The organism is Roseivivax sediminis, from assembly GCF_900112685.1.
In the GTDB taxonomy this organism is placed as follows: domain Bacteria; phylum Pseudomonadota; class Alphaproteobacteria; order Rhodobacterales; family Rhodobacteraceae; genus Roseivivax; species Roseivivax sediminis.
Map to the genome: position 1 here is coordinate 41,850 of NZ_FOMS01000006.1, position 26,034 is coordinate 67,883.

Sequence of the window (26,034 nt, forward strand, 5' to 3'; positions counted from 1 at the left end):
GGAGTAATTCGGGTCACCCCCGGTCGCGCCTGGATTTCACGGCATCTTGCCGTGGGTGGCAACGGTCGTCTTCCCGCCGGTCAGGACATGCGCGCGCGGAGGATCTGGGGCATCGAAAGGGCAAGCAGGCCGCACGCGGCGAGCAGGAAAATCCAGGCGCCGGTTCGGCTGAAAAGGACCGTACCGAGGATGCCGCCGGCTGCGAAACAGGCCAGAGTGAGCCCGTAGAGCTTGAGCCTGGGAACGGTGTCGGCGCGCGCCTCTTCTCCCCCGGCGAGCGCCGCGAGACCTATCCCGAGATCCGTGACGATGCCGGAGACATGGGTAGTCCGCACCCTCGCGCCGGAAATCATGGTGGTCACCGCGTTCTGCAAACCGAGCACGAAGCTGAGCAGGCTCACCAGGAAAAAGTCCGGCGCGCTGCCCGGCCGGGCCAGAAGCCAGAGGCCGAGCGGCAGAAGAACAGCCGCCTCGGCCGCGATGGCCCAGGCATAGATCGACCGCATCCCGCGCCGCACGCCGCTCTGGACGGCGAAGGCGGCGAGGCCGGCGCCGCAGAGGAAGGCGCCGACCAGACCCAGGAACGACAGCGCCAGCAGAACCTGCCGCTGGGCCAAGTGTTCCGTGAACAAGGAGATGTTGCCGGTCATGTTCGCGGTGAAGGAACCGGCCACCAGGAAGCCGACGGCATTGAGGGCCCCGGCGATCAGCGAAAGTGCCCCGGCGAGGCCGAGGTCGATCCTTTCGCTGCGATCGCGACCCACCCGGATCAGCATCTTTCATCCCCCGCGGGACTGCGGATTGCGCGCGCCTGCCCGGGCACGGATCACCGCGCGCGAAGCATCTAGTCCGCCGGCGCCGGCAGGATCGGGCCGGACGGGTCGGCGGACGGCACGGTACCCTCCGGGTCGGGGGCCGGCACGGGCGGCTCTTCGAGGTCGGAGCCGTCGCCGATGCGCGCGTCGAGCCGCTGGATCGCCAGGCCGGTGACGTCCGCGCCATCGGACGACACATAGACCTGACGACGTTCAAGCAGCGCGGCCGCTCCGGCTTCCTGCATGATCTGGGCCAGCACGGGCTGCGCAGCGGCGAGGATGCGGCGGCGCACCTGGTCTGTGCGCTGACTGAATTCCTGCGCCTTGGTTTCACGTTGCTGGCGCAGGCGCTCGACCTTCTCGTTGAAGGCCTCGGCCGCGGCGCGGAAATCCTGCGGATTCATGTCTTCGCGCCGCTCGGTCAGATCCTGTTCCTCTTCGATCAACTCCTGCGCGATGCGTTCGTTCTCCTCGGCGATCTCGTCGCGCTCGGCCTCGATTTCATCGAGGACGCGCTGGCCGTAGGCGCTTTCCTGCAGGAGCCGGTCGCTTTCTATCACCAGGACCGGACCGGCGGCGAGCGCGCCGCCGCCCGTCGGCTGCATCGGCTGCAGTCCGGACGGATCCTGCGCGAGAGCGGCCACCGGCCAGAGCGCCAGCGCCGCCAGGGCGAGGCGAAGCGCCCGCATCAGAAGTCGGTCGAGATGGTGAACTCGAAATTCTGTGCCTTGTCGCGCTTTTCCTTCTCCAGCGCCTCGGAGAAATTGAAGCGCAGCGGGCCGAGCGGCGTGTTCCAGAACAGCGACACACCGACGACGTGCCGGAAGGAGCCGTCCTCGTAGAGCACGTCGGAATTGGTCTCGTCGAGGCCCCACAGATTGCCGACATCGTAGAACGCGCCGCCGGTGATGCCGTACTCCTCGGGCAGGCCGAGCGGAAATTCGGCTTCGAAGCGGGCGACGGCGAAGTAGTTGCCGCCGAGCGCATCGTCGATGTCATTCGGATCGTCGAATTCGCGCGGGCCGATGCCGCCCGGCTCGAACCCGCGCATGCGCGAAGAGCTGAGCAGGAAGCGGTCGGTCACGCGGCTGCCGTCGCCGTCGTAATGCAGCGCCCCGCCCTCGACCGAGGCGCGCAGGGTGACTTCCTCGTTCATCACGAGACGCTGCGCGACGGCGCGCGCGCGGGTCTGGATGAAGGATGTGTCGCCTCCGAGGCCGCCGAAATCCTGGCCGAATTCCAGAAGGATGCCGGCCGTCGGGTCGAGCCCCGTGCGGCGGGTATCGTAGCTGAGCGTGTAACCGACAGAGCTTTCGTAGAGCTCGCCGCGATCGGCCTCTTCGCGCACGATGCGGCCGATATCGCTCGAACCCGGGATCGTAAGGTCGGAGTAGCGCAGCGTATAGCGCACCTGCAGGTCCGCGTTCTCGGCGATCGGGAAGGTCAGCGAGGGCGACAACGTGCCGATGGCGGTGTTGTATTCGGCGTTGTCCTGGTTGGATTCGTAGTAGCTGAGATCGAGGCCGAACGCGAGATCGCGCCCCAGGAGCGCCGGTTCGGTGAAGCCGAACGAATACCGCTGGTTGTCGACGCCCGAGCTGAAGTTGAACGACAGCTGCTGGCCGCGGCCGAGGAAGTTGCGTTCGGAGAATCCGAGCGACAGGCCGAAGCCGTTGTTGGTGGAGTACGAACCGCCGAAGCTGATCGAACCGGTGGGCTGCTCTTCCACGTCGACGTCGACGATGACCTGCTCCGGCGTGGAGCCTTCGCGTGCCTCTACCTCAGCGTTGGCGAAGAAACCGAGGGCGCGAATGCGCTCCGCGGTCTCGCGGATTTCGCGCGGATTGAAGGGGTCGCCTTCGACGGTGTCGAACTGGCGCCGCACCACGCGGTCGAGCGTGGTGGTGTTGCCCTCGATGTCGATGCGTTCGACGAAGATCCGCTCCCCCCGCGTCAGCACGTAATCGACATTCAGCGTCAGGTCGCGGTCGTTGCGGCTGATTTGCGGTTCGACGCGGATGAAGTCGAGCCCCTCACGAATCGCCAGCCGTTCGAGCCGCGCGATGTCGCGTTCGATCAGTGCCGGCGAATAGACCTGACCGGGGCGTACGCGCACGGCATTGCGGAAGGCGGGGATGTTCACCTCCGCGAGGTCGGAGGACACGTTCACGCCGCCGAAGCGGAATTGCTGCCCTTCCTCGACGTTGAAGGTGATGGTGTAGCCGTCGCGTTCGCGCGACAGTTCCGAATTGACGCCAGTGACGCGGAAATCGACGTAGCCGCGCGCGGCGTAGAAATCCTGCAAAAGCTGGCGGTCGAAGCGGACGCGGTCCTCGATGAACGTGTCCGAGGAGATGAGCGCGCGCAGAAGGCCCGCCTGCTTGGTCTCGATCGCGCGGCGAAGGCGGCGGTCGGAATACTGGTCGTTGCCGACGAAGCCGATGCGCTCCACCTCCGCGACGCCACCTTCGAAGACCTCGAACACCAGGTCGATGCGGTTCTCGGAGCGGCGGATCACCTTGGGCGTGACGCGCGCGGCCACCCGGCCCTGCTGCGCGTAGGCACCGGCAATGGCGTCGGCGTCCGCCTCCGCCTGCGTGGGCGAATAGACACGGCGCGGGACGGAGCCGACGAGCGGCTGCAGGTCCTCGTCGTTGATGCGGCGGTTGCCTTCGATGGAGATGGTGTTGACCGTCGGGTACTCCACCACGCGGATGACCAGCGTGCTGCCCTGCGGCACGATCTCGACGCTCTCGAAGAGGCCCGATTCCTGGATCCGCTGGTAGGCGGCGTTCAGCTCTCCGCCCGACACCGTTTCGCCGCGCGCGATTCCGGCGTAGCTGAGGATCGTCCCCGCCTCGATCCGGCGGTTGCCCTCGATGGAGACGTTGGTGAACGTGTAGCTTTGTGCCGCCGCCTGGGTGGGCACGAAAGTGTAAGTCGTTGAGAAGCCTATGGCCAAAATTGCGGCGGTGGATGCCAGCACATGGCGCAGCGGGGTTTTCCCCGTGCGGCGCGCGTTATTGTTGTCGGTCATGCCGCCTATCCCGTCAAACTTCCCTCAGTGGATGCAGTATCGGGATAGCCCTGCCTTGTCAAAAGACCAAGGGCCGGTCCGGCAGGGCTTTTTCGCGCCGGTGTGGCGCGGCGACAGCGCCGCCGCCCACGCCGGTCAAGAGCCCGCGATCCAGGCGCCGAGCGCGAGAGCGCCAGCCACGACGGACACGGTCAGCATCCAGTCGCCGTTAAGCTTAAAGACCAGACGCAGCCCGCGATAACCTTGTGAGATCAGTTGCATGGAAGCCACCAGTTGCCGTTCGTGAGCGTCGCTCGCACGGTAAGCTGGCTTTGCGGCATTAATGCGGCGCGCAGCAGGCATTGCGGCGGCAGGCGCCGCAAATGCCTCGGCAATCAAGCAGGCCCGGATCAGGGGCAGAAGATATCGTTGGTCAGCGCGAACACCATCAGGCCGAGCACCAGGGTCAGGCCGATGGACATCAGCACCTTGAGCGCGCGATCCGACGGCGGCCGGCCCGACACTGCCTCGTAGGCGTAGAAACACAGGTGCCCGCCATCGAGCACCGGCACCGGAAAGAGATTCAGAAGACCCACCGCGGTCGACAGCACGGCGATGAACCAGATGAAGCTTTCGGTGCCCTGGCTGGCCATCGCGCCCGATGTCTCGGCGATGCCGATGGGACCCGAGAGGTTGCAGGTGGAAATCGCGCCGGTGATCATGTGCCAGAGACCCGAGATGGACCCGCGGATGATCTCTCCGGTCTGGACGACGGCCGATCCCGCGGCGGTGCCGATTCCCGGCGTTTCGGTCGCGGGGGCGAAGAACAGGCCGCCGGCGATGCCGATGCGGTAGACGGTGCGGAACGAGCCGCCCGGCTGCGGCTCATCGGTGCGGCGCGGCTCCAGCGTGATGTCGAGCGTCTCGCCTTCGCGCCAGACGGTGAGATCGAGCGGCGCGCCTTCGGAGCCTTCGACGATCTCGCGCAGGTCCTCGAACGCGACGATGGGCGTGCCGTTCACCGCGCGGATGACGTCGCCGTCCTCAAGCCCCGCCTCGGAAGCGGCCGACAGCGGCACGACCTGGGAGGCCAGCGGCAGGTGGACGTAAGGCCCGGTGACCGTCTGTTCGGTGCCGTCACGGAGGATGGTGTAGGACAGCTCCTCCTGTTCAGGCAGGCTGTCGAGGAAGTCCGCGAAGGCGCCTTCGCGGTCGAAGGGCGGCAGCGCCTCGCCCTCGATGGCGAGGATCTCGTCGCCGACGCGCAGTTCCTGCGTCACCGGCAGTTCCTGGAGCTCGCCCACGGTCAGGGGCTCGGCGGTGACGCCGCGGAGCATGAAGATGGCGGTGAAGACGATGATCGACAGGGCGAAGTTGAACAATGGCCCGGCGGCGACGGTGGCGGCGCGCGCCCAGAGCGGGGCGCCGTGCATCGTGCTGCGGCGTTCGTCGGCGGTCAGGCCGGTCATCGCGTCGCCGTCGGTGCCGCCCGAGGCGTTGGAATCGCCCCGGAACTTGACGTAGCCGCCCAGCGGAAAGAGCGCGAACTGCCATTGCGTGCCGCGCTTGTCGGTGCGCGAGAACAGCACGGGCCCGAAGCCGAGCGAAAAGACGTCGGCATGGATGCCCGACCAGCGCCCGACGATGTAATGGCCGTATTCGTGGATCGCGACGATGACCGACAGGGCGATAACGAACGCCACGAGTGTCCAGAGCAAGCCGCCGAACTGCGGCACCAGCGTGACGATGTCCAAGGTCCCCGTTCCCCTTTATTCGTAAAGCTATGCGACTTCCGCAATGATGCCGTGAGCCGCCTCTCTGGCGAGTTGGTCGGCGCGGCTGACCTTATCAAGGTCGATCACGGCATCATCAAGGCTTCGCTCGGCTGAAAGCCTGTCGAGCGTCTCTGCGACAACATCGGCCATCTGCAGAAAGCCGATGCGCCGGGCGATGAAGGCGTCGAGCGCCACCTCCTTGGCGGCGTTGAACACCGCGCCCGAAAGGCCGCCGGCCTCCATCACCTCGCGCGCAAGGCGCAGCGCGGGCCAGCGCGTCTCGTCGGCGGGGCGGAAGGTCATCTGCCCGATCGCGGCGAGGTCGAGCCGCTGGACCGGCAGCGCCCGGCGCGCCGGGTGGTTGAGCGCGAAACCGATGGCGTGACGCATGTCGGGCGGGCCGACATGCGCCATCAGCGCGCCATCGGTGAAACCGACGAGCGCGTGCACCAGGCTTTCGGGATGCACGACGGTTTCGATCTGAACCGGGTCGAGCCCGAAGAATTCCCGCGTTTCAATGAGTTCCAGCGCCTTGTTGAACATCGACGCGCTGTCGATGGTGATGCGCTGGCCCATCGCCCAGTTGGGATGCGTGGCGGCCTCTTCCGGCGTGGCGGCGGCGAGCTTTTCCAGCGGCCAGTCGCGGAAGGCGCCGCCCGACGCGGTGATGATGACACGCTCGACCGCCGCCATGTCCTCGCCGATGAGGGCTTGGAACACGGCGGAATGCTCGCTGTCGACCGGCAGGACGCGGCCGCCGTGGCGCTTGGCCGCCGCGAGCATCAGGGGCCCGGCGCAGACCATGCTTTCCTTGTTGGCCAGCGCCAAGGTCGCCCCCTGCTCCAGCGCGGCCAGGCCCGGCGCGAGGCCCGCGGCCCCGACGATCGCCGACATCACCCAGTCGGCGGGGCGCGATGCGGCCTCGACCAGCGCGCCCTGCCCGGCCGCCGCCGCGACACCCGATCCGGCCAACGCGGCGCGCAGGGCCGGCAGTTCGTCCTCGTGACATGTCACGGCGATCTCGGCGCCCAGCTCTGTCGCGTCGGCGGCGAGTTGGCCGATATTGCGACCGCCGGTCAGCGCGACGACCGAGTACGCCTCGGGCTCTCGCCGGACGAGGTCGATGGTGTTCTGGCCGATGGATCCTGTGGCGCCGAAAATCGAGATCCGCCGCCGGCTCACGGAAACACCCCGGGTATGCCCGGCGGAAAGCCGACGAGCTGCGCCGCGATCAGCACGAAGAGCGACGCGCCCAGCATGCCGTCGAAGCGGTCGAAAAGCCCGCCGTGACCGGGGATGAGGGTGGAGCTGTCCTTGACCCCTGCCCGCCGTTTGATGGCGCTTTCGGCGATGTCGCCGATCTGGCTGGCCATGGAGGCGGCGACCGACAGGCCGAAGAGCCCGGCATCGGCGCGGGTGAAGTAGACGAAGCCGGCGCTGACGATCAGCGCCGCGGCCCAGCCGCCGATGGCGCCCGACCAGGTCTTCTTGGGGCTGACGCGCGGCCACAGGAGCTTGCCGCCGATGGAGCGGCCGCAGAAATAGCCGGCGATATCGGTGGCGACGACCACGAGGATCAGCCACATCAGCCACTCGATGCCGTAGCGGTCGCGCAGGACGATCATGCCGAAGCCCGCCAGCAGGATCAGCGCGGCGAAGCTGGCATATGTCACACCCCCCCGCTCCATCTGGCCGAGGCCGAGCATGGAGGGCGCGAGCACCAGCGGCAGTGCGAAGGCGGGCGGCACCTCGGACGCGATCAGCATTGCCGCGAAGGCCGCGATACCGAGCACGTAGGGCGAGCGGTCGCGCTTGGCGTCGAGCATGGACACCAGCTCCCACACCATCACGCCGCAGACGAGGGCGACGAAGATATGGAACACGACGCCCCCGGCCCAGACCGCGGCGACGCCCAGCAGCACCATGACGGCGGCAGAGGTCAGGCGCTCGCCCAGATCGTCCCACTTCGAGCGCAGGCTCATGCGGAGATGGCACCGTAGCGACGTTCGCGCCCGCCGAAGCTCGCGGTCAGACGTGCGAATTCGTCGGCGCTGAAATCGGGCCAGAGCGTATCGACGAACTCGTACTCGGCATAGGCCGACTGCCAGAGCAGGAAGTTGGAGATGCGGGCCTCGCCCGAGGTGCGGATCACCAGGTCGGGATCGGGCAGCAGGCAGGTGTCGAGGTAGCGCGGCAACGTCTCCTCGCCGATCTCGGCGGGATCGAGCCGGCCGGCGGCGACGTCCTCGGCCAGCCGCTTGGTGGCGCGGGCAACCTCGTCCCGGCCGCCGTAATTGAGCGCGATGGTCAGGTTGACCCCTGTGCAATGGGCGGTCATCGCCTCGAGCTCGTCCATAAGGGTGCGCAGCTTGTCGTCTAGCCTCAGGCGGTCACCGATGAAGCGCACGCGCACGTTCTCTTCGCGCAGCGACCGGGCCTCCTGCGTGATGTAGCGGCGGAAGAGGCTCATCAGCCCCGCCACCTCGGACTGCGTGCGTTTCCAGTTCTCCGTGGAGAAGGCGAAGATCGTCAGATACTCGACGCCCACGTCCGGGCAGGCCTCGACGATTTCGCGCACGCGGCGCGCGCCGGCCTGGTGGCCGAAGAGCCGCGGGCGGCCGCGTCCCTGCGCCCAGCGTCCGTTGCCGTCCATGATGACCGCCACGTGGCGCGGGCCACCGCAGTCGCGGATCGGTTTGACCATCTGAGGTCTCTCCTTTTCGTGCCCCTGCCCCGGGTTGCTTCGCGGTCCGTCCTTCCCCCTCCCCCGGCAGCGCCGGGGGCAGGATCAGACCTGCATGATCTCTTCCTGCTTGGTCTCGAGCGCCTTGTCGACCTTCGCGATATATTCGTCGGTCAGGTTCTGGACCTCGGTTTCCCAGAACTTCGCATCGTCCTCGGACATATTGTCCTTGTTCTTCTTGATCGTCTCCATGCCGTCGCGGCGGACGTTGCGGATCGACACCCGCGCGCCCTCCGCGTACTGGCCGGCGACCTTGCCGAGCTCGCGGCGGCGCTCCTCGTTCAGCTCCGGGATCGGCAGCATGATGATGGTGCCGTTCATCTGCGGATTGATGCCGAGACCGGAATCGCGGATCGCCTTCTCGACCTTGTTCACCAGGCTCTTGTCCCAGACATTGATCGTGACCATCCGCGGCTCAGGAACGTTGACGGTGCCGACCTGATTGATCGGCGTCATCTGGCCGTAAGCCTCGACCTGCACCGGCTCCAGCATGGAGGCCGAGGCGCGTCCGGTGCGCAGGGAGGCAAACTCGGTGCGCAGGTTGCTCATCGCGCCTTCCATTCGGCGGGTCAGGTCGTCGGTGTCGAGTTCGAAATCGTCTGCCATGGGGGTGTCGCGTCTTCCGTTCTGTGCAAGCGCTCCGAGGGGGCGCCGGTTGCCGCCGACCATAGGCCCAAGCGGCCGGTGTTGTATAGGGGCGCCCGGCCCGCGGGCGCCTGCGAAACGGGCATCGGCGGGACGAAGCGCAATGTCGTGAGCGCGTGTTGCGCCCGGGCCGCGCAGCGGTCTAGATTCGCTCTGTCTGATGTCGGAAAACCGTCCCGGGGACAATGGTGCGCGCACGGGTCGGTCGACATCTGCGCGCTTTGGGAAACGGATTGACCGGGGCGCGGCGCCCCGGAAAGGATCGAGCACGGCATGCGAGCCCTGGCAGACATCCCGCCCGACCGACCGGTGCTGATCGCCGGGCCGACGGCGAGCGGCAAGTCGGGGCTGGCGCTCGAGATCGCCGCGCGGCAGGGCGGCGTGATCGTCAATGCCGACGCGATCCAGGTGTTCTCGGACTGGCGCGTGCTGACCGCACGCCCGACGCCCCAGGAGGAGGCCGCTGCGCCGCATGTGCTCTACGGACATGTTCCGGGCGATGCGCCCTATTCGGTCGGCCGCTGGCTGCGCGATCTCGCCCCGATCCTGGAGGGGCCCGAACGGCCGATCGTCGTCGGCGGCACCGGGCTCTATTTCGCCGCGCTGACCGAGGGACTGGCCGATATCCCCGAAACCGATGCCGCGACGCGGGCTCTGTCCGAGGCGAGGATGGCCCGCGAGGGCCGAGGAGCGCTTCTGGACGAGCTCGACGCCGAGACGCGAGCGCGGATCGACCCGCTCAACCCTGTGCGTGTTCAGCGCGCCTGGGAAGTGCAGCACATGACCGGGCGCGGCATCGCCGCCTGGCAGGACGACACGCCGCCGCCGCTCCTGCCGCTGGACCGGACGCATGCCATCGTCGTCGACGCGCCGAAGGATTGGCTCGACCCGCGTATCGCCGCGCGCTTCGAAACAATGCTTGCCGCGGGCGCCCTCGACGAGGCGCGCGAAAACGCACCCAGCTTCACACCGGACCGTCCCTCCGCCAAGGCCATCGGCGCGCGCGAGTTGATCGCGCATGTCGCCGGCACGCTCGACCTCGACACCGCGCGGGCCCGCGCGGTCACGCAGACCCGCCAGTTCGCCAAACGCCAGCGCACCTGGTTCCGCGCCCGCATGGGCGCCTGGACCCCCTGGACCCCGGCCGAGGAGGCCGCCTGAACCCATGTCGACCGGACCCGCCTTCCTGCACCAGCCCTCGCGCATCCACGAACCGGTGGAAGCGCCGCGGCAGGTGCTCTGCCAACCTTTCGCGCAGGTCGTGGGCCAGTCGCCCTGGCGCATGAGCCTCCTGCACGACCGCCCCGACGACCTGCTGCTCTGGGTCACGCGCGGCCAGGGCAAGATCGTCATCGACGGCGTGCGCCGCGGCCTCGGCGTGAACAACGCGGTGTTCCTGCCCGCCGGCACGCTGATGGCCGTGGACCTCGGGCCGCAGAGCCTTGCCCAGGTGATCCAGAGCCCGCCGGGCCTCACCGACCGGCTGCCCAGGTCGCCGCTGCACCTGCGTCCGCGCGAATCGCTCGCCCAGGCCGAGCTGACCGGCGAGATCGAGGCGATGCAGCGCGAGATCGCGCGCGACCGGCCGATGGTGCAGGACGCGCTCGCGGCGCACCTGACGCTGGTGGCGGTCTGGCTGGAGCGTCAGCGCAGCGAAGCCCCCGTCGATGCCCCGCGCGAGACCGCGGCCGACCGGCTGGTGCGGCGCTACGCACAGCTTCTGGTGGCGCATCACCGCTCCGACCGGGTGATGTCCGATTATGCCGACATGCTCGACGTCACGCCGACGCACCTGTCGCGCACCGCCAAGGCCGCCTGCGGGCGCAGCGCCGCCGAGATGCTGACCGAACGCGTGGTCTACGCCGCGCGCGAGATGCTGTCGGAGCCCGAGCCGCCGGTCGGCGAGGTCGCCGAGGCGCTCGGCTTCAACAGCGCGGCCTATTTCGGCCGCTTCGTGCAGACCCATACCGGCGCCACCCCGACCGACCTGCGCGCCCGCGCCGGTCGCGACGCGCCCGCGACGCCGCTTTCGGCCCGCCGCCCATGAGCCGGCCCGGGCGGGGACACGAGGCGCTGCCCGGCCTTGTCCGGGCGCTGGACCGGGGAGGATTGTCGCGGCGCGAATTCCTGACACGCGCGACCGCGCAGGGGCTCACGACGGCGGGCGCATACGCTGCCGGCGGCCTCGCCGCCCGGGCAGAGTCGCCGGCGCGGCGCCCGGGCGGCACCTTGCGCATCCAGCAGGAGGTGCGCCCGCTCAAGGATCCGCGCACCTTCGACTGGTCCGAGATCGCCAATGTCAGCCGCGGCTGGCTGGAATACCTCGTCGAGTACCAGTCCGACGGAACCCTGCGCGGCATGCTGCTGTCGGACTGGGAGGTCAACGCGGACGCCACCGAATACCTTCTGCGCCTGCGTCCGGGCGTGACCTGGAACGACGGGACCGCCTTCACCGCCGAGGATGTCGCGCGGATGTTCGACTATTGGTGCGACGGGTCGGTCGAGGGCAACGCGATGGCCGCCAGCCTCGCGGTGCTGGTCGATCCCGACACCAACCGGCTGCGGGACGGCGCGGTCAGGACCGAGGAGGGCGCCGTGCGACTGCGCCTGCCCCGCTCCGACGCGACGCTGATCGTGGCGCTTGCCGATTATCCCGCGGCGGTTCTGCCCCAGGGCTTCGACCCGGACACGATGCTCGAGCAACCGGTCGGCACCGGGCCTTACCTGCCCGAGAGCCTGAGCCCCGAGGACCGCGCCGTGCTGGTGCGCAACGACGATCACGCCTGGTGGGGCGCGGCGCTGCCCGGATGGGGGCCGGCCACGCTCGAGCGGATCGAGTTCATCGACCTAGGCACCGACCCGGCAAGCTGGATCCGCGCCATCGAGGAGGATCGCGTCGACATGCTCTACGAGAATGTCGGCCGCTTCATCGACGCGGCCGACGCGCTCGGCTGGTCGCGGTTCGAGACACCCACGGCGGCGACCCTGGTGCTGCGCGGCAATCAGAACGCGGAGGTCGGGGGCCATGCGCTCTATGCGAACCCGGCCGTGCGCCGCGCGCTGGCGCTCGCGGTCGACAACGGCGTGTGCCTGGAGCTCGGCTATGGCGGCCGCGGCACGCTGGCGGCCAACGACCATGTCGCGCCGATCCAGCCCGACCATGCCGATCTCGGGCCGGCGGCGTACGACCCCGACGCGGCGCGCCAGCTCGTGATCCGGGAAGGGCTGCTGGAGGTCGAGCACGAGATCGTCACGCTCGACGACGGCGTCGCGCGGCGCACCGGGGAAGCCATGGTGGCACTGTTGCGCGATGCCGGGATCGAGGCGCGCCAGAGCGTGCTGCCCGGGTCGCAATTCTGGTCGGCCTGGACCGAGTACCCGCTGTCGATCACCGAGTGGAATCACCGCCCGCTCGGCGTGCAGACATTGGCGCTCGCCTACCGCTCGGGCGCGGCCTGGAACGAGACCGGCTATGCCAATCCCGATTTCGACGCGGCGCTCGACCGGGCGCTGGCGCTGGCCGATCCGGCCGAGCGATCCGAGGTGATGGCCGAGTTGCAGGCGATGCTGCGCGAGGACGCGGTGATCGTGCAGCCCTACTGGCGCGCGCTTTTCCGGCATGCGCGACCCGATGTCCTCGGAGCCGAGATGCATCCCGCCTTCGAGATCCATCTCTACGCGCTCGGCTTTGCGTCCTGAGGCCGGCGCCGGTCGGGGCTCCGCCCCCTACACCCCCCGGAGTATTTGCCGGCCCAAGGAAGCAGCAGAGACGCACCCGGCTTCTTTGGGCCCGAAATACTCCCGCCGGAGGCGTCCGGCGGCGGTCACGGTCGCTGGCGTCGGGTCAGTGTCCCCAGATCACCTTCACGTAGTTCTGGGTTTCGCTGTAGGGCGGCACGCCGTCGTGGCGTTCGACCGCGCCGGGGCCGGCATTGTAGGCGGCGAGCGCCAGGCGCCAGGAACGGAACTTGACGAACTGGGTCTTGAGGTAGCGCGCCCCGCCTTCGAGGTTCTGGCCAGGGTCGTGCGGATCGACGCCGAGAAGCCGCGCGGTCTGCGGCATCAGCTGCGCCAGGCCCAGCGCGCCCTTGTGCGACTTGGCATTCGGGTTCCAGCCCGATTCCTGCTGCACGAGCCTGAGAAAAAGATCCTCGGGAATGCCGTGCTTGCGCGCTGCGGCGCGCGCCACCGGCAGGAACTCGCCGCGGTAGCGGCCGCGCCAGGCGGGCGAGACACCCTCGCCGGCGGCAGCGTCGGGACCCCACTTGGTCGGCGTGACGACACTCGGCGGCTGCAGCCGCACGGAATTGTTGTATTGTTGCGCCGCCCGGCTATCGAGCACCCGGGTCTGCGACGAAAACAGCCGCGAGCGGTTCTTCGTCGACAGCACGTCGGCCATCGCGGCGCCGGTGGCGGTGAACGGCAGGAGCGCGCAAAGCGCGACCCCGCCCGCGAAACGCAATGTCGTGAGCATCGTCCCTCGCTGTCCCCTCGGGGCCTCTGGCCCTCTGCGCGCGACTATACCGGATCGGCGCGATCACGCCACCCCCCCGCCGGCGGATGGCCTCACGGCGGGCAAGGCGACGTTAACCTTAATCGGTTCCGATGGCCGCGGCACTGGTGTAGGGTCCGCCAGATCGGCGGCCCGGCCCCGGGCAGAATCGCCGCAGGACGCGCAGAGGCAAGACAGAGAGGTCACATGGCCGGATCCGTGAATAAGGTCATCATCGTCGGCAATCTCGGGCGCGATCCCGAGACGCGGACATTCCAGAACGGCGGGAAGGTGTGCAACCTGCGCATCGCGACGTCCGAGCAGTGGAAGGACCGCAATACCGGAGAGCGGCGCGAGCGCACCGAATGGCATTCGGTGGCGATCTTCTCCGAACCGCTCGCGCGGATCGCCGAGCAGTACCTGAAGAAGGGCTCCAAGGTCTATATCGAGGGGCAGCTCGAAACCCGGAAGTGGCAGGACCAGTCCGGCAACGACCGCTACTCGACCGAGGTCGTGCTGCGCCCCTATCGCGGCGAGCTGACGCTTCTCGACAGCCGCGGCGAAGGCGGCGGCGGCTACGGTGGCGGTGGCGGCGGCTACCAGGACGATCCGGGCCCGGGTGGCGGCTATGGCGGCGGGTCCGACCGCGACTATTCGGGGGGCGGCTCCGGCCCCTCGCGCGCGCCGTCGCGGGACATCGACGACGAGATCCCGTTCTAGCGACCGGGCGCTTTCGGCCGCGCCCGGCGAGGCGCGGCCTGCGGCGGATCGCCCCTACAGCGGCTGCCGCATCGTGCCTATGTCTGATGGACCTGACCGCGACACGGATGGCACATGACCTGGTCCTTTCCCATCGGCCGGCTTCTCGGCTCCGAGCTGCGTGTGCACAACACGTTCTTCCTGCTGCTCGTCTGGGTGGCGGCCAGCGCGTGGAGCGCGGGTGGCGCCGTTGCTGCCGCGGTGAACGTCGCGTTCGTGCTGGCCCTCTTCGCCTGCGTGGTGGCCCACGAGTTCGGCCACGCACTGATGGCGCGCCGCTTCGGGATCGCCACCCCCGACATCACGCTCCTGCCGGTGGGCGGGGTCGCACGACTGGCGCGGATGCCCCGCCGGCCGGGGCAAGAAATCGCCGTGGCGTTGGCCGGCCCGGCGGTCAACGTGGTGATCGCAGCGGTGCTCTGGCTGGCCGTGGGGCAGCTGGAAATGGCGAACGTGCTGTCCGCGGACGGCACGGTGGCGGGCTTTGCCGGGAGGCTCGCGGCGCTGAACCTGTGGCTGGTCATCTTCAACATGATCCCGGCCTTCCCGATGGATGGCGGGCGCGTCCTGCGCGCCACCCTCGCCTTCTTCATGGAGCGCGGACGGGCGACGCGGATCGCGGCGCTGCTGGGTCAGACGATCGCGGTCGTCTTCGCGGCCTGGGGCGTCTATTCGGGCGGCCTGCTGCTGGTGCTGATCGGGGTGATCATCTTCCTGGCCGCGCGGGCCGAGGCGGCGGCGACGCGCTGACGCGCCTCAGGGCCGGTCGGCAAGCACCTCGGTCAGCAGCGTGCGCACTGCCTCGGGCGGAACGTCATCGGTGACGAAGGCTTTCCCGATGCCGCGCGTGAGGACGAAGCGCAGGCGGCCATCGACCACCTTCTTGTCCTGTCCCATGAGGTCGAGAAGGCGATCGGCGTCGGGCAGATCGCCGGGAATGTCGGCCAGCGTCGCCTTCATCCCCATGGCGGCGAGGTGCTGGGCCACGCGGCCCGGATCCTCCTGCGGGCAGAGCCCCAGCCGCGCCGAAAGCGCCACGGCAAGACCGCAGCCGATGCCCACCCCCTCGCCGTGGAGGAGCCGGCCCGAATATCCGGTCGCCGCTTCGAGCGCATGGCAGAAGGTGTGGCCGAGGTTCAGAAGCGCGCGGTCGCCCTGCTCGGTCTCGTCGCGCACGACGATGTCGGCCTTCATTTCCACCGAGCGGCGCACCGCGGCCGCGCGCAGCGCGGGATCGCCGGCGGCGATGGCCGGGCCGTTCTCCTCCAGCCATTCGAAGAAGCTCTCGTCGCCCAGAAGGCCGTATTTCATCACCTCGCCATAGCCGGCGAGGAAGTCGCGCGGCGGCAGCGTCTCCAGAGCGCCGATATCGGCCAGCACGCGCGCGGGCTGGTGGAAGGCGCCGACGAGGTTCTTGCCGTGCGCGGTATTGATGCCGGTCTTGCCGCCGACGGAGCTGTCGACCTGCGCCAGAAGCGTCGTCGGCACCTGCACGAAGCGCACGCCGCGCCGCAGGATCGCGGCGGCGAAGCCGGTCAGATCGCCGATCACCCCGCCGCCGAGCGCGACCACGATGTCGCTCCGCTCCACCCGCTGGTCGAGCAGCCACTCCACACTGCGCGTGAGTTCGGCCCAGCCCTTCGTCGCCTCACCCGGCGGCAGGACCAGCGCCTCGGCCGCGATGCCGTTCGCGGCGAGGCCGTCCTGCAGGGTCGGCAGATGGGCGGCGGCCACGGCCTCGTCGGTGACGATGGCGACGCGGGGGCGGTGAAGCAGGTCGGCAATCTCGGAGCCCGCGCGGGCGATCAGGCCGGTGCCGATACGCACCTCGTAGGCGCGTCCGGTAAGCGCGACGGCGACGGATTGAACGGTCAAGATGCGGTCTCCAGCACGTCGGGGCGGGTCTTCAGCGCGTCGATCACCCGGCGCGCGGTCTCGTCTATGGAAAAGCCGGGTTCGGTGCGCACGGTCAGGTCGGCCAGGGCGTAAACGGGCGTGCGCCGCTCCATCAGATCGGCGAGCGTACCGTAGGGATCGGCGGTCCGCAGCAGCGGACGGGTCGCCTTCTGCTTCACCCGCGCCCACAGAAGATCGAGATCGGCGCTGAGCCACACGGACACGCCCTTCTTCGCGATCATTGCCCGGTTGCCTTCCTGCATGAAGGCGCCGCCACCGGTGGACAGGACGCCCGGCGGGCCGTCCATCAGGCGGGCGATGACCTGCGCCTCCTTCTGGCGGAAGAACGCCTCTCCGTCGCGCGCGAAGATCTCGGCGATGGTCATGTTGGCGGCGGCCTCGATCTCGTGGTCCGAATCGAGGAAGGGCACGCGCAGGCGATGCGCCAAAGCACGGCCCACGGCCGTCTTGCCCGCGCCCATCATGCCCACCATCACCACCGGCTTGCGCAAGGCCGGATCGGAAACCGACAATCTTTCGGCCATCACTCGCCCAAATTCCGAATTTCCCGCGTGAATGACGTGAACTCGCGCAAAATGCCAGTTATAAGTGCAAAAAAATGCCGAGGCGACAACAACGGGCGGGACCATGGGACGAATCCTGAAATGGCTGTTTTATCTGGTCTTGCTGGGGGCGGTGCTGCTGGTCGTCTACGCCTATGTGGCGGAGCCGCTGGGCCTCGACAGTTTCGCGCCTGCGCCCGAGGAAGTGCGCCAGCCGGTCGACCTGGATGTGGACTAGGCCGCTTGTCCTGGCGCTGATGCTGGGCGGGCCTGCGGCCGCGCAGGAGCCCCTGTCGGCGATCGACTGGCTGGGTCAGGATCTGGCGGAGCCGTCCATCGCCCCGCCGGCCGAGCCGGCGCCCCGGCCGACCTCTCCGGACGAGCCGCCCGTGACCCGCGACGCGCGCGCGCCGCAGGTCGACGTGGGCCCTATCGGCGCGGCGGATGCGGGCGCGGCGGGGCTCTTGCCGATGTCCGTCACCGGTCTGCCCCGCACGCTCTGGACCGGGAGCGATCCCGCGCGCCTGCGCCGGCTGATCGAGGAGGCCGACCCCGCGGTGCCGGCACTGGCGGCGCTGCTCAACACGCTGATGCTGGCCGAGGCGGACCCGCCCGGCGGCGCCGAGGGGTTCCTCGGTGTGCGCGTGGCGCGACTGATGGAGGAAGGCGCGCTCGACGCCGCCTCGGCGCTCTTGGATCGGGCGGGGCCGGCGCGGCGGTCGCTCTTTCCGGTCTGGTTCAAGGTCGCGCTGCTGACCGGACAGGAGAGCGCCCCCTGCGACGCCTTGCAGGACGATCCGACGCTGACCGAAGCGGTGGCGCCGCGGGTCTTCTGCGCGGCCCGCGCGGGCGACTGGCCGCGCGCCGCGCTGGCGTTCGAATCGGGGCGCGCGCTTGGCGATCTGCAGGGGCGCGACGCCGACCTCCTGGAGCGGTTCCTGTCACCCGAGATGGCCGAGGAGTTGCCGGGCATGCCGCCCCCGGTGCGGCCGACGCCGCTGCAATTCAAGCTGCACGAGGCGGTGGGCGAGCCGCTGCCCGCCTCGGCCCTGCCGCGCGCCTTCGCGGTCGCGGCTTTGTCCGGGGATCGCGGTTGGAAGGCACAGCTCGACGCGGCCGAACGGCTGGCCCGCGCCGGGGCGCTGTCGGAGAACCGGCTTCTCGGCATCTATTCGCTGCGCGAACCGGCAGCGTCGGGCAGCGTGTGGGACCGGGTTGCGGCAGTGCAGGGCTTCGAAGAGGCGCTGCGCGACGGTTCGGACGAGGAGCTGGCACGCGCGCTGCGCACGGCATGGCCGCTGATGCGGGCGCAGGGGCTGGCCGTGCCCTTCGCGCGGTTTTTCGGTCCTGACCTCGCGGGGCGCGAACTCCCGGGCCGCGCGGGGCGGATCGCGGCGGAGGCAGCGCTTCTGTCGGACGATTACGAGGACGCCTCGCACCGGATCGCGGCGGAGACCGACGCGCTGCGCTTCCTGGTCGCGCTGGCGCGGGGCGAGGCCCCGGAGGAGACGCCCGCCCTGCCCCATGCCGCCGCGCTGGCCGCCGGATTCGCGCCCGGCGCCGAGAGCAGCGCGCTGACCGCGATGGCGGGCGAGAACCGGCTGGGCGAGGCGATCCTGCGGGCGATGGCGCTGTTCGGATCGGGGGCCGACGGCAACGGCAACGACCTCAGCGAAGCGCTCGGCACCTTGCGCGCGCTGGGGCTGGAGGACACCGCCCGCCGCGCCGCGCTGCAACTGGCGATTCTCGCGGAGGATGTCCGGTGAGTGACGCACACTGGATCTCGGCCTTCCTGGAGGCGCAGGCGGCGGAACGCGGTGCGGCAAGCAATACGCAGCTCGCCTATGGCCGGGACCTGAAGGACTTCGCGGACTGGCTCGACCGACGCGGGAGCGGGTTTGCCGAGGCGGGGCGCGACGACGTGGAGGCTTATCTCGTCCATTGCGACGCGCAGGGCTTTGCCAAGTCGACGCGCGCAAGGCGGCTGTCCGCGATCAAGCAGCTTTACCGATTCGCCTTCGAGGAAGGGCTGCGCGGCGACAACCCGGCGCTGCAGATCGCCGGCCCGGGCCGCGACAAGCGCCTGCCCAAGACCCTGTCGACCGAGGAGGTGGACCGCCTGCTCGCTGCTGCCGAGACCATGGGCCGGACGGAGACGGACCGCACGCGCCACGCCTGCCTGATGCAGGTGCTCTATGCCACGGGCATGCGGGTGAGCGAGCTTGTCTCCCTGCCGATGGCGGCGGCGCGTGGCGATCCGCGCCTGCTGCTCATCCGCGGCAAGGGCGGCAAGGAGCGCATGGTGCCGCTGAGTCCCCCGGCGCGCGCGGCGCTGACCGCCTGGGTCGAGAGGCGCACGGCGCAGGACGAAGCTTCGGCGGCGGAGGGGCGCGCGCCCTCCCCGCATCTCTTCGCCTCGCACGGGAAGGCCGGGCACCTGACGCGGCACGCCTTCTATGCCTTCATCAAGGACCTGGCCGTCGCGGCTGGTGTGTCGCCGGCCAAGGTGACGCCGCACACGCTGCGCCACGCCTTCGCGACGCACCTTCTGGAGAACGGCGCCGACCTCAGGTCGATCCAGACCTTTCTCGGCCATGCCGATGTCGCCACGACCGAAATCTACACCCACGTTCTGGAAGAGCGACTGCGCGAACTGGTCTTCGACCACCATCCGCTTGCGCGCGAGACTTGAAGCTGCGCCCCGCACACCACATAACCGTCTGAACCGCCACAGCCCTTCGGGACCTTCATGGACGCCGCCGCCTTCGACGCCGCCTTCTGGATCACCTCTGCCGCCATCCTCGCGCTTCTGGTACTGTCGGGTTTCTTCTCCGGCTCGGAAACCGCCCTGACGGCCGCCTCGCGCGGCAAGCTGCGCGCCGCCGTCGACAAGGGGTCGAAGGGTGCCGAACGCGCGCTCAAGATCACCGAGGACAACGAGAGCCTGATCGGCTCGGTCCTGCTCGGCAACAATCTGGTCAACATCCTCGCCACGTCGCTGGCCACGGCGCTCTTCACCCGGCTCCTGGGCGAATCCGGGGTGGCGCTGGCAACGCTGATCATGACCTTGCTGGTGCTGATCTTCGCGGAAGTGCTGCCCAAGACCTACGCCATCACCAATCCCGAGTCGGCGGCGACACGCGTCGCTCCCGTGATCCAGCTGGCGATCCTGGTCTTTGCACCGGTCGTCGGCGCGGTGCGGAGGCTGGTGCGGCTCATCCTGCGCCTCTTCGGCGTGCAGACCGATCCCGACAGCCAGATCCTTGCCGTCCGGGAAGAAATCGCCGGCGCGCTCAACCTCGGCCATTCGGAGGGGGTTGTGGACCGCGAGGACCGCGACCGCATCCTCGGCGCGCTCGACCTGTCCGAGCGCATGGTCGAAGAGGTGATGCTGCACCGGTCGGGTATCGAGATGATCAATGCCGACAGCGATCCCTCGGACATTCTCGCCCAGTGCCTCGAATCGAGCCATACCCGGCTGCCGGTCTACAAGGACGACCCCGAGAACATCATCGGCCTGATCCACGCCAAGGACCTGCTGCGCGCGATGTACCGGCTGATGGAAGGCGCCGAAAGCTCCATGGAAGCGCTCAAGTCGTTCAAGATCGCCGACATCGCGATGCCGCCCTATTTCGTGCCGGACACCACGTCGCTCGACGACCAGATGCGGCAGTTCCTGAAGCGGCGCACGCACTTCGCGCTGGTGGTGGACGAATACGGTGCGCTGCAGGGCCTCATCACGCTCGAGGACATCCTCGAGGAGATCGTGGGCGAGATCACCGACGAGTTCGACCCCGACGCCGCGCCGTCGCTGACGCGGGCCGAGGACGGCAATTTCTGGATCGACGGGCAGATGACGATCCGCGACTTCAACCGCGCGACCGATTACCAGCTGCCCGACGACGAGGCGAACACCGTCGCCGGGCTGGTGATTCACGAGGCGCAGATGATTCCGACCGTGGGCCAGGCCTTCAGCTTCCACGGCTTCCGCTTCGAGGTCGTGAGCCGCGAGAACAACCGCATCACTCGGCTGAAAATAAGACCTCTCGAGGCCCAGCTTCTGCCGCGTGCGGAGGCGTGACCAGCGTGAGCCGGTAACCCTGCGGGCTGGCATCGAGCGACAGCTGGCCGCCGATCTGTTCGGCCGCGCTTTCCATCAGGCGCATGCCGATCGACGTGATCTCACTGTCCGCCGTGGGCAGATGGGCCGCCTGGTCGCCAATGCCGTTGTCGGCACAGGTCAGGTGAATCGCCTCGTCCTCGTCCTTCTCGAGCGAAATCGACACCACGCCGTCGCGGTTGTCCGGGAACGCGTGCTTGTTAGCGTTCGCGGCAAATTCGCTGACGATCATCGCCAGTGTCGCGGCGCGGCGCGAATCCACCCGCACCGGCGCGAAGGACGTCTTCAGCGACACGTTCCGGGCAAAGGAGCCGCGCAGCAGGTCAGTGACGCGGCCCAGATAGGTGTCGAGCCTGATCATGTCGAACTCGCTGGTCCGGTAAAGCTCGTTGTGCAGCTGGGAAATCGCGTTGACCCGGCGCGAGATCGCGGCGAGCGCATCGCGCGTCTCCTCCGATTGCGCGCGGCTGGTGTAGAGCCGGATGAACGACGCCACGGTTTGCAGCGAGTTCTTCACGCGGTGGTCGATCTCGTTGCGCAGGATCGCCTCGTTCCGCAGCGCGCGCCGTAAATCGAGCTGGCGCATCACCTGCCGCGCCATGGTCTGCAGAGCCTCGCGCTGGACATCCGTGAGCTTGCGCGGCCGCGTGTCGAGAACCCAGAGCGAGCCGAGCGCATAGCCCGACGCCGAAATCAGCGGCGCACCCGCGTAGAACCGGATCGGCGCGTCGCCCGCGGTGCAGAGGGGATTGTCCTCCGTACGCGGATCCGCCTGGGTGTCGGGGATCTCGAGCACACCCTCGTCGAGGATCGTGTGGGCGCAGATCGACATCTCGATCGGCGTTTCGGGCAGCGCGAAGCCTTCGCGCGCCTTGAACCACTGGCGATCCGAGTCGACAAGACTGATCAGCGCGACGGGCACGTCGCATAGCTGTTTGACCAGCGCGACCACCTCGTCGAAGCTGTCCTCGGGCGGCGTGTCGAGGATGCCGTAGCTTTCGAGCTCTTCCAGGCGCTCGGCCTGGTTATCTGGAATCGGTGCGCGCATGAATTTATCGCAGGGCGTCCTGTTCGTTAGGGTACTCGCAAGGGCGTGCCGGTTCGTGTCCGGCGGTTGGATCTGACGCTGATGGTCCCTGCCACCCTCATCAGCCACGTGGAGCTGTCGCCACTTAAAACCGATTGTCGGGAATGAAGCCCTCAGTGTCAACGTGGCCCGACAGGTGGGCGTGTAAACGCATCATGAAACCCGGATCATCCTCGCAAACCACCGCGTTACATATTCCGAATGAACAAAGAAGCACGCAACACCGGAATTTCAATCCTTATTCTCGCCTCGGGGTTCGCCCGACGCATGCGCGGGGCGGACAAGGTTCTACAACACGTCGATGGCGTTCCGCTTCTGCGGAGACTGGCAATCGCCGCCACGCGGGTCTGCGATGACGTTGCGGCAACCCTACCCGATCCGCCAGGGGAGCGCGCTCGCGCACTGATCGGAACGGACGCACGGGGGGTGCTGGTGCCGGATGCGCAGGAGGGTATGGCAGCCGCGATTCGCGCCGGCGTCGCCGCCCTGCCCGCCCGCGCCCGGGCGGTCATGCTCGTGCCCGGCGACATGCCCGAACTCGGCGAAGCGGACTTCGCCGCGCTCGCCCGCGCCTTCGATCCCGCGCACCCGACGATCCTGCGCGCCACCGCGGCGGACGGCCGGCCAGGGCATCCCGTGGTCTTCCCGCGCGACTGCTTCGCGGCGCTGGCCTCGCTGTCCGGCGACCGCGGTGCGCGGCCGGTGCTGGAGCGCGCGGCGGACCGTGTGTGGCCCGTCGCACTGCCCGGAACGCACGCGATCACCGATCTCGACACGCCGGAGGAGTGGGCCGCCTGGCGCCGCCGAACCGGACTCTAGCTGTGGAGTGCACGGAAACGAGGACGGCGCCCGCCGCCCCCGTTCCCGATCCGCCGGACCGGGGTGCGGGTCCGGACAGCTGCGTATCCCGGAGGGTTACCTGGTCAGCAGCTCCGCCTCGTGCCGCTTGAGAGAGCGGCGCGCGGAAGCATAGGCGCGGAGACCCTGATCGTGTTCGAGCTCCGGGAAGAGTTCGAGAATCTCCTCGCGCTGCGCATTGCCGATGCCCTTGAGGCTGTAGTCGCCGGGCTGGAAGCTCTCGGTCCACGCGCCGTTCGACAGCACCACCTCATGCGCGTCGAACATGAAGTGGATGTAGCTCACGCCGAGCGATGTGACCTCGTCCACCCCCTCGAGCCCGGTCAGGTGCTTGGCCGCGGCCAGAACTTCGTGATCCTCGAAATAGAGCGCGGTCTTGTCGTTGTTGACCAGCACGCGGTGGTTCGGCGAGACCAGAAGGTCATGCGTCGGCAAGCCGTTGCCAAGCGCACCCTTCTGGATCAGCACCGGCTTCATGTGCGGCGCGCGCGCCAGTTCGAACGGTGTGAGATCCTTGCGACCGAGCCAGCGGATCTCCTGGATGCCGTTGTCGCGGGTGATGATCCGATCGCCCTCGCGCAGTTCCTCCACCAGCCGTTCGCCCTGCGGCGTCGCAATCAGAGTGCCGGGGGTGAAGCATGGAATGACCTCCTCGATGTTGAAGAAGTCCAGCGTGCCGGTGACGTTGCCCTCGGTGTCGAGGAATTCGACGGTGCCGTCGATGCCGTTGGATTCGCGGTCCGGGCCGTCATCGTCGGGCGTGACGTTGGTCAGGCGGAAGCCGTCCGCGCCGACGCCGGTGAGGTCGAGCGTGTCGAAGTCGTCGCCCTCGGAGCCGCCGTAAACAATGTCGCCGGCACCCTCTTCGGCCGAGCCCACGACGATCCGGTCGGCATCCGCGCCGGCCTCGATGGTGTCGGAGCCCGCGCCGCCGTCGATCGTGTCCGAGCCCTGCCCGCCGACGATCGAATCCGCGCCATCGCCACCGGTCACCTCGTCGTCGTCGATGCCGGCGTCGATCGTGTCATCGCCCGCGCCGCCGTCGATCGTGTCGGCGTCGTCGCCGGTCTGGATCACGTCGTTGCCGTCGCCGCCGAACACCAGGTCACGGCCGTCGTCGGTGTTCGGATCGCCCTCGAAGCCGAGCGGCGCCGGGTAATCCTCGGTCGGCACGTCGGTATAGGTATCGGTGCCCACCAGGATCGTGTCGTCGCCCGCGCCGCCATAGACCGTGTCGGCGCCTTGCGGATCGGTGATGAGGTTGTTGCCGTCGCCGCCATACACCAGGTCGTCGTCCACCCCGGCGTCGAGCACGTCGTCGCCGGTGCCGCCATTGATGGTGTCCCGGTCGTCGCCGGTGAAGATCGTGTCGTTGCCCGCACCGCCCTCGACGCTGTCGCGGTCGTCCTCGGGATCGTCGTCCTCGTCGAAGCCGTTAAAGGGATCGTCTTCCTGGGTGAACGGGCTGCCCTCGGGCAGATCCCCGACCGGGACGACGTCGGTGTCGATGGCTCCCTCGGTCACCGGCTTGCCGGCGTTGATGAGGTCGTCGCCGTCGCCGCCCTGGACGGTGTCGGACCCCTGGCCCGCGTTTACCGTGTCATCGCCGCCACCTGCGACCACGCGGTCATCGTTCGGGCCGTCGCCTTCGATGATCGCGTCCTCGTTGTCGATCATGTCCGGCGGCGTGTCCGGATCACCGGTATAGTCCTCGTCGATCAGGTCGGGCCCGTCCGAGCCCTCGACGATTCCATCGGGCGGCACGTCGCTCTCGGTCACCGTGATGGTGATAGTGGCGGTGTCGGTGGCGTTCTCGCCGGCCTGCCCGTCGTCGACCTCGTAGGTCAGCGTTTCGGTTCCGACGAAGCCGGGATTCGGCGTGTAGACGATCGGTCCGAGCGGATCTTCCTGAGTGACGGTCCCGTTTTCGGGCGTCGAGATGAAGCTCACGCCAAGGATGTCGCCGTCGGCGTCGGTGTCGTTGGCGAGGATGTCGATGGTAACGGGTTCACCCTCGGTGGTGGTCGCCGTGTCGTCCACGGCGTCGGGCGCGGTGTTGCCATCGCCGTCGCCGCCACCGCCGTCACCGCCGGTCCCGTCTTCCACGGAGACGGTGAGCGTCGCGGTGCCGGTGCCGCCGTTGCCGTCGTCGACCGTGTAGGTGACCGAGTCATCGCCCACGAAGCCGGCATCGGGCGTGTAGGTGACCGTACCGTCCTCGTTCACATTCACCGCGCCGTTGGCCGGGTCGGACACGTCGGTGATGGTCAGCGGGTCGCCGTCGGCGTCCGTGTCATTGTCGAGGACCGAAACCGTCACGGGCGTTCCGACATCGGTCGAGGCGCTGTCATCGACCGCTTCGGGCGCGGAGTTCTCAGGTCCGCCGCCGTCGCCGACATTCACCGTCACCGTTGCCGTGCCGAAGTCGGTGCCGCCCTGGGCATCGTCGACCTCGTAAGTGAAGCTGTCGGTTCCGGTGAAGCCGGGATTCGGCGTGTAGACCACCGGGCCGAGCGGATCCTCCTGGGTGACCGTGCCGTTCTCGGGCGTGCCGAGGAACGAAACGCCGAGGATGTCGTCATCGGGATCGGTGTCGTTGGCCAGAAGATCGGCGGTCACCGGGGTATCGACGGTGGTGACGAGGTCGTCGTCCACGGCCGTCGGCGGGGTGTTGCCGTCGCCGTCGTTGGAGACCGTCACGGTCACTTCCGCGGTGTCGGTGCCGCCGCGGCCGTCGTCGATCTCGTAGGTGAACGTGTCGACGCCGGTGAAGTCGCCTGCCGAGGTGTAGGTGATGGTGTTGTCGTCGTTCAGCACAACCGATCCGTTCGCCGGCTGCGACACGAAGGTCACGCCGAGGATGTCGCCGTCGGGGTCGCTGTCGTTGCCGAGTACCTGGATCGTGACCGGAACGCCGACACCGGCGTTCACGGCATCGTCCTGAGCGTCCGGGCTCGTGTTTCCAACTTGATCCGTCATCTCTTCGCCCTTTTCACATTCGGACGGGGCTGCCCCCCGCGCCGAGACGCACCGCGCCTCGGCGGTGGCCGGTTGCCACGTTGCCCCGGCGGATCAGCGGTCGCGGGCGCGGTACGCCCCTTGGCGACAGGCACAGATTACCCGTCGGCGGACACCCGGTTGTCCGGGCCAACGTGACCGTCGCATCCCGCGGGTCGACAATTGTTTTCGGTGTGGCCGCCCCCGTGGCCAGCAGCAGTCTTCACCCCCCAGTCAGGCTTGCCGGTACTCTTATCCCTGACGCTCT

Annotated in this window: 24 protein-coding genes; 10 read left to right on the forward strand and 14 right to left on the reverse strand. The window is 68.7% G+C overall.

Translation table 11 applies throughout. The annotated features are described in order from the left end of the window. Positions 1-80: 80 nt before the first annotated feature. From F3H57_RS10560 to frr, 9 genes are all read right to left on the reverse strand, one after another. Positions 81-776: a YoaK family protein gene (locus tag F3H57_RS10560; RefSeq protein WP_149755886.1), complete on the reverse strand. Its 696-nt coding sequence runs from the start codon at positions 774-776 to the stop codon at positions 81-83. Positions 777-844: 68 nt separating this feature from the next. Next, positions 845-1,504: an OmpH family outer membrane protein gene (locus F3H57_RS10565; RefSeq protein WP_149755887.1), complete on the reverse strand. Its 660-nt coding sequence runs from the start codon at positions 1,502-1,504 to the stop codon at positions 845-847. After that, entirely contained in the window at positions 1,504-3,852 is a 2,349-nt protein-coding gene (gene bamA, locus F3H57_RS10570; protein ID WP_149755888.1) for an outer membrane protein assembly factor BamA, read from the reverse strand. Before bamA ends, F3H57_RS10565 begins: the two co-directional genes overlap by 1 nt. A 135-nt stretch (positions 3,853-3,987) precedes the next feature. Next, a complete protein-coding gene (locus tag F3H57_RS22790; protein ID WP_262504507.1) occupies positions 3,988-4,113 on the reverse strand; it encodes a hypothetical protein in 126 nt (41 codons plus the stop codon). A gap of 128 nt (positions 4,114-4,241) precedes the next feature. Beyond that, positions 4,242-5,585 carry an RIP metalloprotease RseP gene (gene rseP / locus F3H57_RS10575; RefSeq protein ID WP_149755889.1) on the reverse strand — a complete coding sequence of 448 codons (1,344 nt, stop codon included), beginning with the start codon at positions 5,583-5,585 and terminating at the stop codon, positions 4,242-4,244. Between the two features lie 27 nt (positions 5,586-5,612). After that, positions 5,613-6,788, reverse strand: a complete 1,176-nt coding sequence (gene dxr, locus F3H57_RS10580) for a 1-deoxy-D-xylulose-5-phosphate reductoisomerase (protein ID WP_149755890.1) — start codon at positions 6,786-6,788, stop codon at positions 5,613-5,615. Then, a complete protein-coding gene (locus F3H57_RS10585; protein WP_149755891.1) occupies positions 6,785-7,588 on the reverse strand; it encodes a phosphatidate cytidylyltransferase in 804 nt (267 codons plus the stop codon). Before F3H57_RS10585 ends, dxr begins: the two co-directional genes overlap by 4 nt. Beyond that, on the reverse strand, positions 7,585-8,310 hold the full coding sequence (gene uppS / locus F3H57_RS10590; RefSeq protein ID WP_149755892.1) for a polyprenyl diphosphate synthase: 726 nt from the start codon (positions 8,308-8,310) through the stop codon (positions 7,585-7,587). The genes F3H57_RS10585 and uppS overlap by 4 nt, the downstream gene beginning before the upstream one ends. Positions 8,311-8,394: 84 nt before the next feature. Beyond that, on the reverse strand, positions 8,395-8,955 hold the full coding sequence (gene frr, locus F3H57_RS10595; RefSeq protein WP_149755893.1) for a ribosome recycling factor: 561 nt from the start codon (positions 8,953-8,955) through the stop codon (positions 8,395-8,397). A 312-nt stretch (positions 8,956-9,267) separates the two neighbouring features. Between frr and miaA the strand changes: the two genes are divergently transcribed. The 3 genes from miaA to F3H57_RS10610 are packed head-to-tail and all read left to right on the forward strand — an operon-like array spanning position 9,268 to position 12,693. Continuing rightward, positions 9,268-10,155, forward strand: a complete 888-nt coding sequence (gene miaA, locus F3H57_RS10600) for a tRNA (adenosine(37)-N6)-dimethylallyltransferase MiaA (RefSeq protein ID WP_149755894.1) — start codon at positions 9,268-9,270, stop codon at positions 10,153-10,155. 4 nt (positions 10,156-10,159) lie between these two features. After that, positions 10,160-11,041 (forward strand): AraC family transcriptional regulator, encoded by an 882-nt coding sequence (locus F3H57_RS10605; RefSeq protein ID WP_149755895.1) that lies wholly within the window; start codon positions 10,160-10,162, stop codon positions 11,039-11,041. Next, on the forward strand, positions 11,038-12,693 hold the full coding sequence (locus tag F3H57_RS10610; protein ID WP_149755896.1) for an ABC transporter substrate-binding protein: 1,656 nt from the start codon (positions 11,038-11,040) through the stop codon (positions 12,691-12,693). The genes F3H57_RS10605 and F3H57_RS10610 overlap by 4 nt, the downstream gene beginning before the upstream one ends. Positions 12,694-12,838: 145 nt before the next feature. Here the strand turns inward: F3H57_RS10610 and F3H57_RS10615 are convergent, their stop codons facing one another. After that, positions 12,839-13,468 carry a lytic transglycosylase domain-containing protein gene (locus tag F3H57_RS10615; protein WP_394349826.1) on the reverse strand — a complete coding sequence of 210 codons (630 nt, stop codon included), beginning with the start codon at positions 13,466-13,468 and terminating at the stop codon, positions 12,839-12,841. Positions 13,469-13,693: 225 nt separating this feature from the next. On the opposite strand from F3H57_RS10615, the gene ssb reads away from it, so the two are divergent. Both ssb and F3H57_RS10625 read left to right on the forward strand, forming a co-directional pair. Next, the gene (gene ssb, locus F3H57_RS10620; RefSeq protein ID WP_149755897.1) at positions 13,694-14,206 is read left to right on the forward strand and encodes a single-stranded DNA-binding protein; all 513 of its coding nucleotides are present in this window, start codon (positions 13,694-13,696) and stop codon (positions 14,204-14,206) included. 114 nt (positions 14,207-14,320) lie between these two features. After that, positions 14,321-14,995, forward strand: a complete 675-nt coding sequence (locus F3H57_RS10625; protein ID WP_149755898.1) for a site-2 protease family protein — start codon at positions 14,321-14,323, stop codon at positions 14,993-14,995. Between the two features lie 6 nt (positions 14,996-15,001). Here F3H57_RS10625 and aroB read toward each other — a convergent pair whose 3' ends face one another. Both aroB and F3H57_RS10635 read right to left on the reverse strand, forming a co-directional pair. Next, complete coding sequence (aroB, locus tag F3H57_RS10630) at positions 15,002-16,120, reverse strand: 3-dehydroquinate synthase (protein ID WP_149755899.1); 1,119 nt, start codon at positions 16,118-16,120, stop codon at positions 15,002-15,004. Then, positions 16,117-16,686 carry a shikimate kinase gene (locus F3H57_RS10635; protein WP_149755900.1) on the reverse strand — a complete coding sequence of 190 codons (570 nt, stop codon included), beginning with the start codon at positions 16,684-16,686 and terminating at the stop codon, positions 16,117-16,119. Before F3H57_RS10635 ends, aroB begins: the two co-directional genes overlap by 4 nt. Before the next feature lie 103 nt (positions 16,687-16,789). Here F3H57_RS10635 and F3H57_RS22205 point away from each other — a divergent pair, with 103 nt between their 5' ends. The 4 genes from F3H57_RS22205 to F3H57_RS10650 are packed head-to-tail and all read left to right on the forward strand — an operon-like array spanning position 16,790 to position 20,785. Then, positions 16,790-16,942, forward strand: a complete 153-nt coding sequence (locus F3H57_RS22205) for a hypothetical protein (RefSeq protein WP_188129659.1) — start codon at positions 16,790-16,792, stop codon at positions 16,940-16,942. Beyond that, entirely contained in the window at positions 16,932-18,470 is a 1,539-nt protein-coding gene (locus tag F3H57_RS10640; protein ID WP_223163044.1) for a hypothetical protein, read from the forward strand. The genes F3H57_RS22205 and F3H57_RS10640 overlap by 11 nt, the downstream gene beginning before the upstream one ends. After that, complete coding sequence (locus tag F3H57_RS10645; RefSeq protein ID WP_149755901.1) at positions 18,467-19,396, forward strand: site-specific tyrosine recombinase XerD; 930 nt, start codon at positions 18,467-18,469, stop codon at positions 19,394-19,396. Before F3H57_RS10640 ends, F3H57_RS10645 begins: the two co-directional genes overlap by 4 nt. 57 nt (positions 19,397-19,453) lie before the next feature. Beyond that, positions 19,454-20,785 (forward strand): HlyC/CorC family transporter, encoded by a 1,332-nt coding sequence (locus F3H57_RS10650; protein WP_149755902.1) that lies wholly within the window; start codon positions 19,454-19,456, stop codon positions 20,783-20,785. Here F3H57_RS10650 and F3H57_RS10655 read toward each other — a convergent pair. Beyond that, positions 20,727-21,872, reverse strand: a complete 1,146-nt coding sequence (locus F3H57_RS10655; protein WP_149755903.1) for a histidine kinase dimerization/phosphoacceptor domain -containing protein — start codon at positions 21,870-21,872, stop codon at positions 20,727-20,729. The genes F3H57_RS10650 and F3H57_RS10655 overlap by 59 nt on opposite strands. Before the next feature lie 240 nt (positions 21,873-22,112). Here F3H57_RS10655 and F3H57_RS10660 point away from each other — a divergent pair, with 240 nt between their 5' ends. Continuing rightward, a complete protein-coding gene (locus F3H57_RS10660; protein WP_149755904.1) occupies positions 22,113-22,730 on the forward strand; it encodes a nucleotidyltransferase family protein in 618 nt (205 codons plus the stop codon). A 96-nt stretch (positions 22,731-22,826) separates the two neighbouring features. Here the strand turns inward: F3H57_RS10660 and F3H57_RS10665 are convergent, their stop codons facing one another. Beyond that, complete coding sequence (locus tag F3H57_RS10665; protein WP_149755905.1) at positions 22,827-25,748, reverse strand: Ig-like domain-containing protein; 2,922 nt, start codon at positions 25,746-25,748, stop codon at positions 22,827-22,829. Positions 25,749-26,034 lie beyond the last annotated feature (286 nt).

Excerpts from the sequence above, each read along its gene's own strand:
- F3H57_RS22790 (WP_262504507.1), bottom strand. The coding sequence starts at position 4,113 with ATGCAACTGATCTCACAAGGTTATCGCGGGCTGCGTCTGGTCTTTAAG.
- F3H57_RS10660 (WP_149755904.1), top strand. The coding sequence starts at position 22,113 with ATGAACAAAGAAGCACGCAACACCGGAATTTCAATCCTTATTCTCGCC.
- F3H57_RS10615 (WP_394349826.1), bottom strand. The coding sequence starts at position 13,468 with ATGCTCACGACATTGCGTTTCGCGGGCGGGGTCGCGCTTTGCGCGCTC.
- frr (WP_149755893.1), bottom strand. The coding sequence starts at position 8,955 with ATGGCAGACGATTTCGAACTCGACACCGACGACCTGACCCGCCGAATG.
- uppS (WP_149755892.1), bottom strand. The coding sequence starts at position 8,310 with ATGGTCAAACCGATCCGCGACTGCGGTGGCCCGCGCCACGTGGCGGTC.
- F3H57_RS10605 (WP_149755895.1), top strand. The coding sequence starts at position 10,160 with ATGTCGACCGGACCCGCCTTCCTGCACCAGCCCTCGCGCATCCACGAA.
- F3H57_RS10625 (WP_149755898.1), top strand. The coding sequence starts at position 14,321 with ATGACCTGGTCCTTTCCCATCGGCCGGCTTCTCGGCTCCGAGCTGCGT.
- F3H57_RS10650 (WP_149755902.1), top strand. The coding sequence starts at position 19,454 with ATGGACGCCGCCGCCTTCGACGCCGCCTTCTGGATCACCTCTGCCGCC.
- F3H57_RS10655 (WP_149755903.1), bottom strand. The coding sequence starts at position 21,872 with ATGCGCGCACCGATTCCAGATAACCAGGCCGAGCGCCTGGAAGAGCTC.
- F3H57_RS10635 (WP_149755900.1), bottom strand. The coding sequence starts at position 16,686 with ATGGCCGAAAGATTGTCGGTTTCCGATCCGGCCTTGCGCAAGCCGGTG.
- F3H57_RS22205 (WP_188129659.1), top strand. The coding sequence starts at position 16,790 with ATGGGACGAATCCTGAAATGGCTGTTTTATCTGGTCTTGCTGGGGGCG.
- F3H57_RS10565 (WP_149755887.1), bottom strand. The coding sequence starts at position 1,504 with ATGCGGGCGCTTCGCCTCGCCCTGGCGGCGCTGGCGCTCTGGCCGGTG.
- ssb (WP_149755897.1), top strand. The coding sequence starts at position 13,694 with ATGGCCGGATCCGTGAATAAGGTCATCATCGTCGGCAATCTCGGGCGC.
- F3H57_RS10560 (WP_149755886.1), bottom strand. The coding sequence starts at position 776 with ATGCTGATCCGGGTGGGTCGCGATCGCAGCGAAAGGATCGACCTCGGC.
- F3H57_RS10640 (WP_223163044.1), top strand. The coding sequence starts at position 16,932 with ATGTGGACTAGGCCGCTTGTCCTGGCGCTGATGCTGGGCGGGCCTGCG.
- miaA (WP_149755894.1), top strand. The coding sequence starts at position 9,268 with ATGCGAGCCCTGGCAGACATCCCGCCCGACCGACCGGTGCTGATCGCC.
- F3H57_RS10665 (WP_149755905.1), bottom strand. The coding sequence starts at position 25,748 with ATGACGGATCAAGTTGGAAACACGAGCCCGGACGCTCAGGACGATGCC.
- F3H57_RS10585 (WP_149755891.1), bottom strand. The coding sequence starts at position 7,588 with ATGAGCCTGCGCTCGAAGTGGGACGATCTGGGCGAGCGCCTGACCTCT.
- F3H57_RS10610 (WP_149755896.1), top strand. The coding sequence starts at position 11,038 with ATGAGCCGGCCCGGGCGGGGACACGAGGCGCTGCCCGGCCTTGTCCGG.
- bamA (WP_149755888.1), bottom strand. The coding sequence starts at position 3,852 with ATGACCGACAACAATAACGCGCGCCGCACGGGGAAAACCCCGCTGCGC.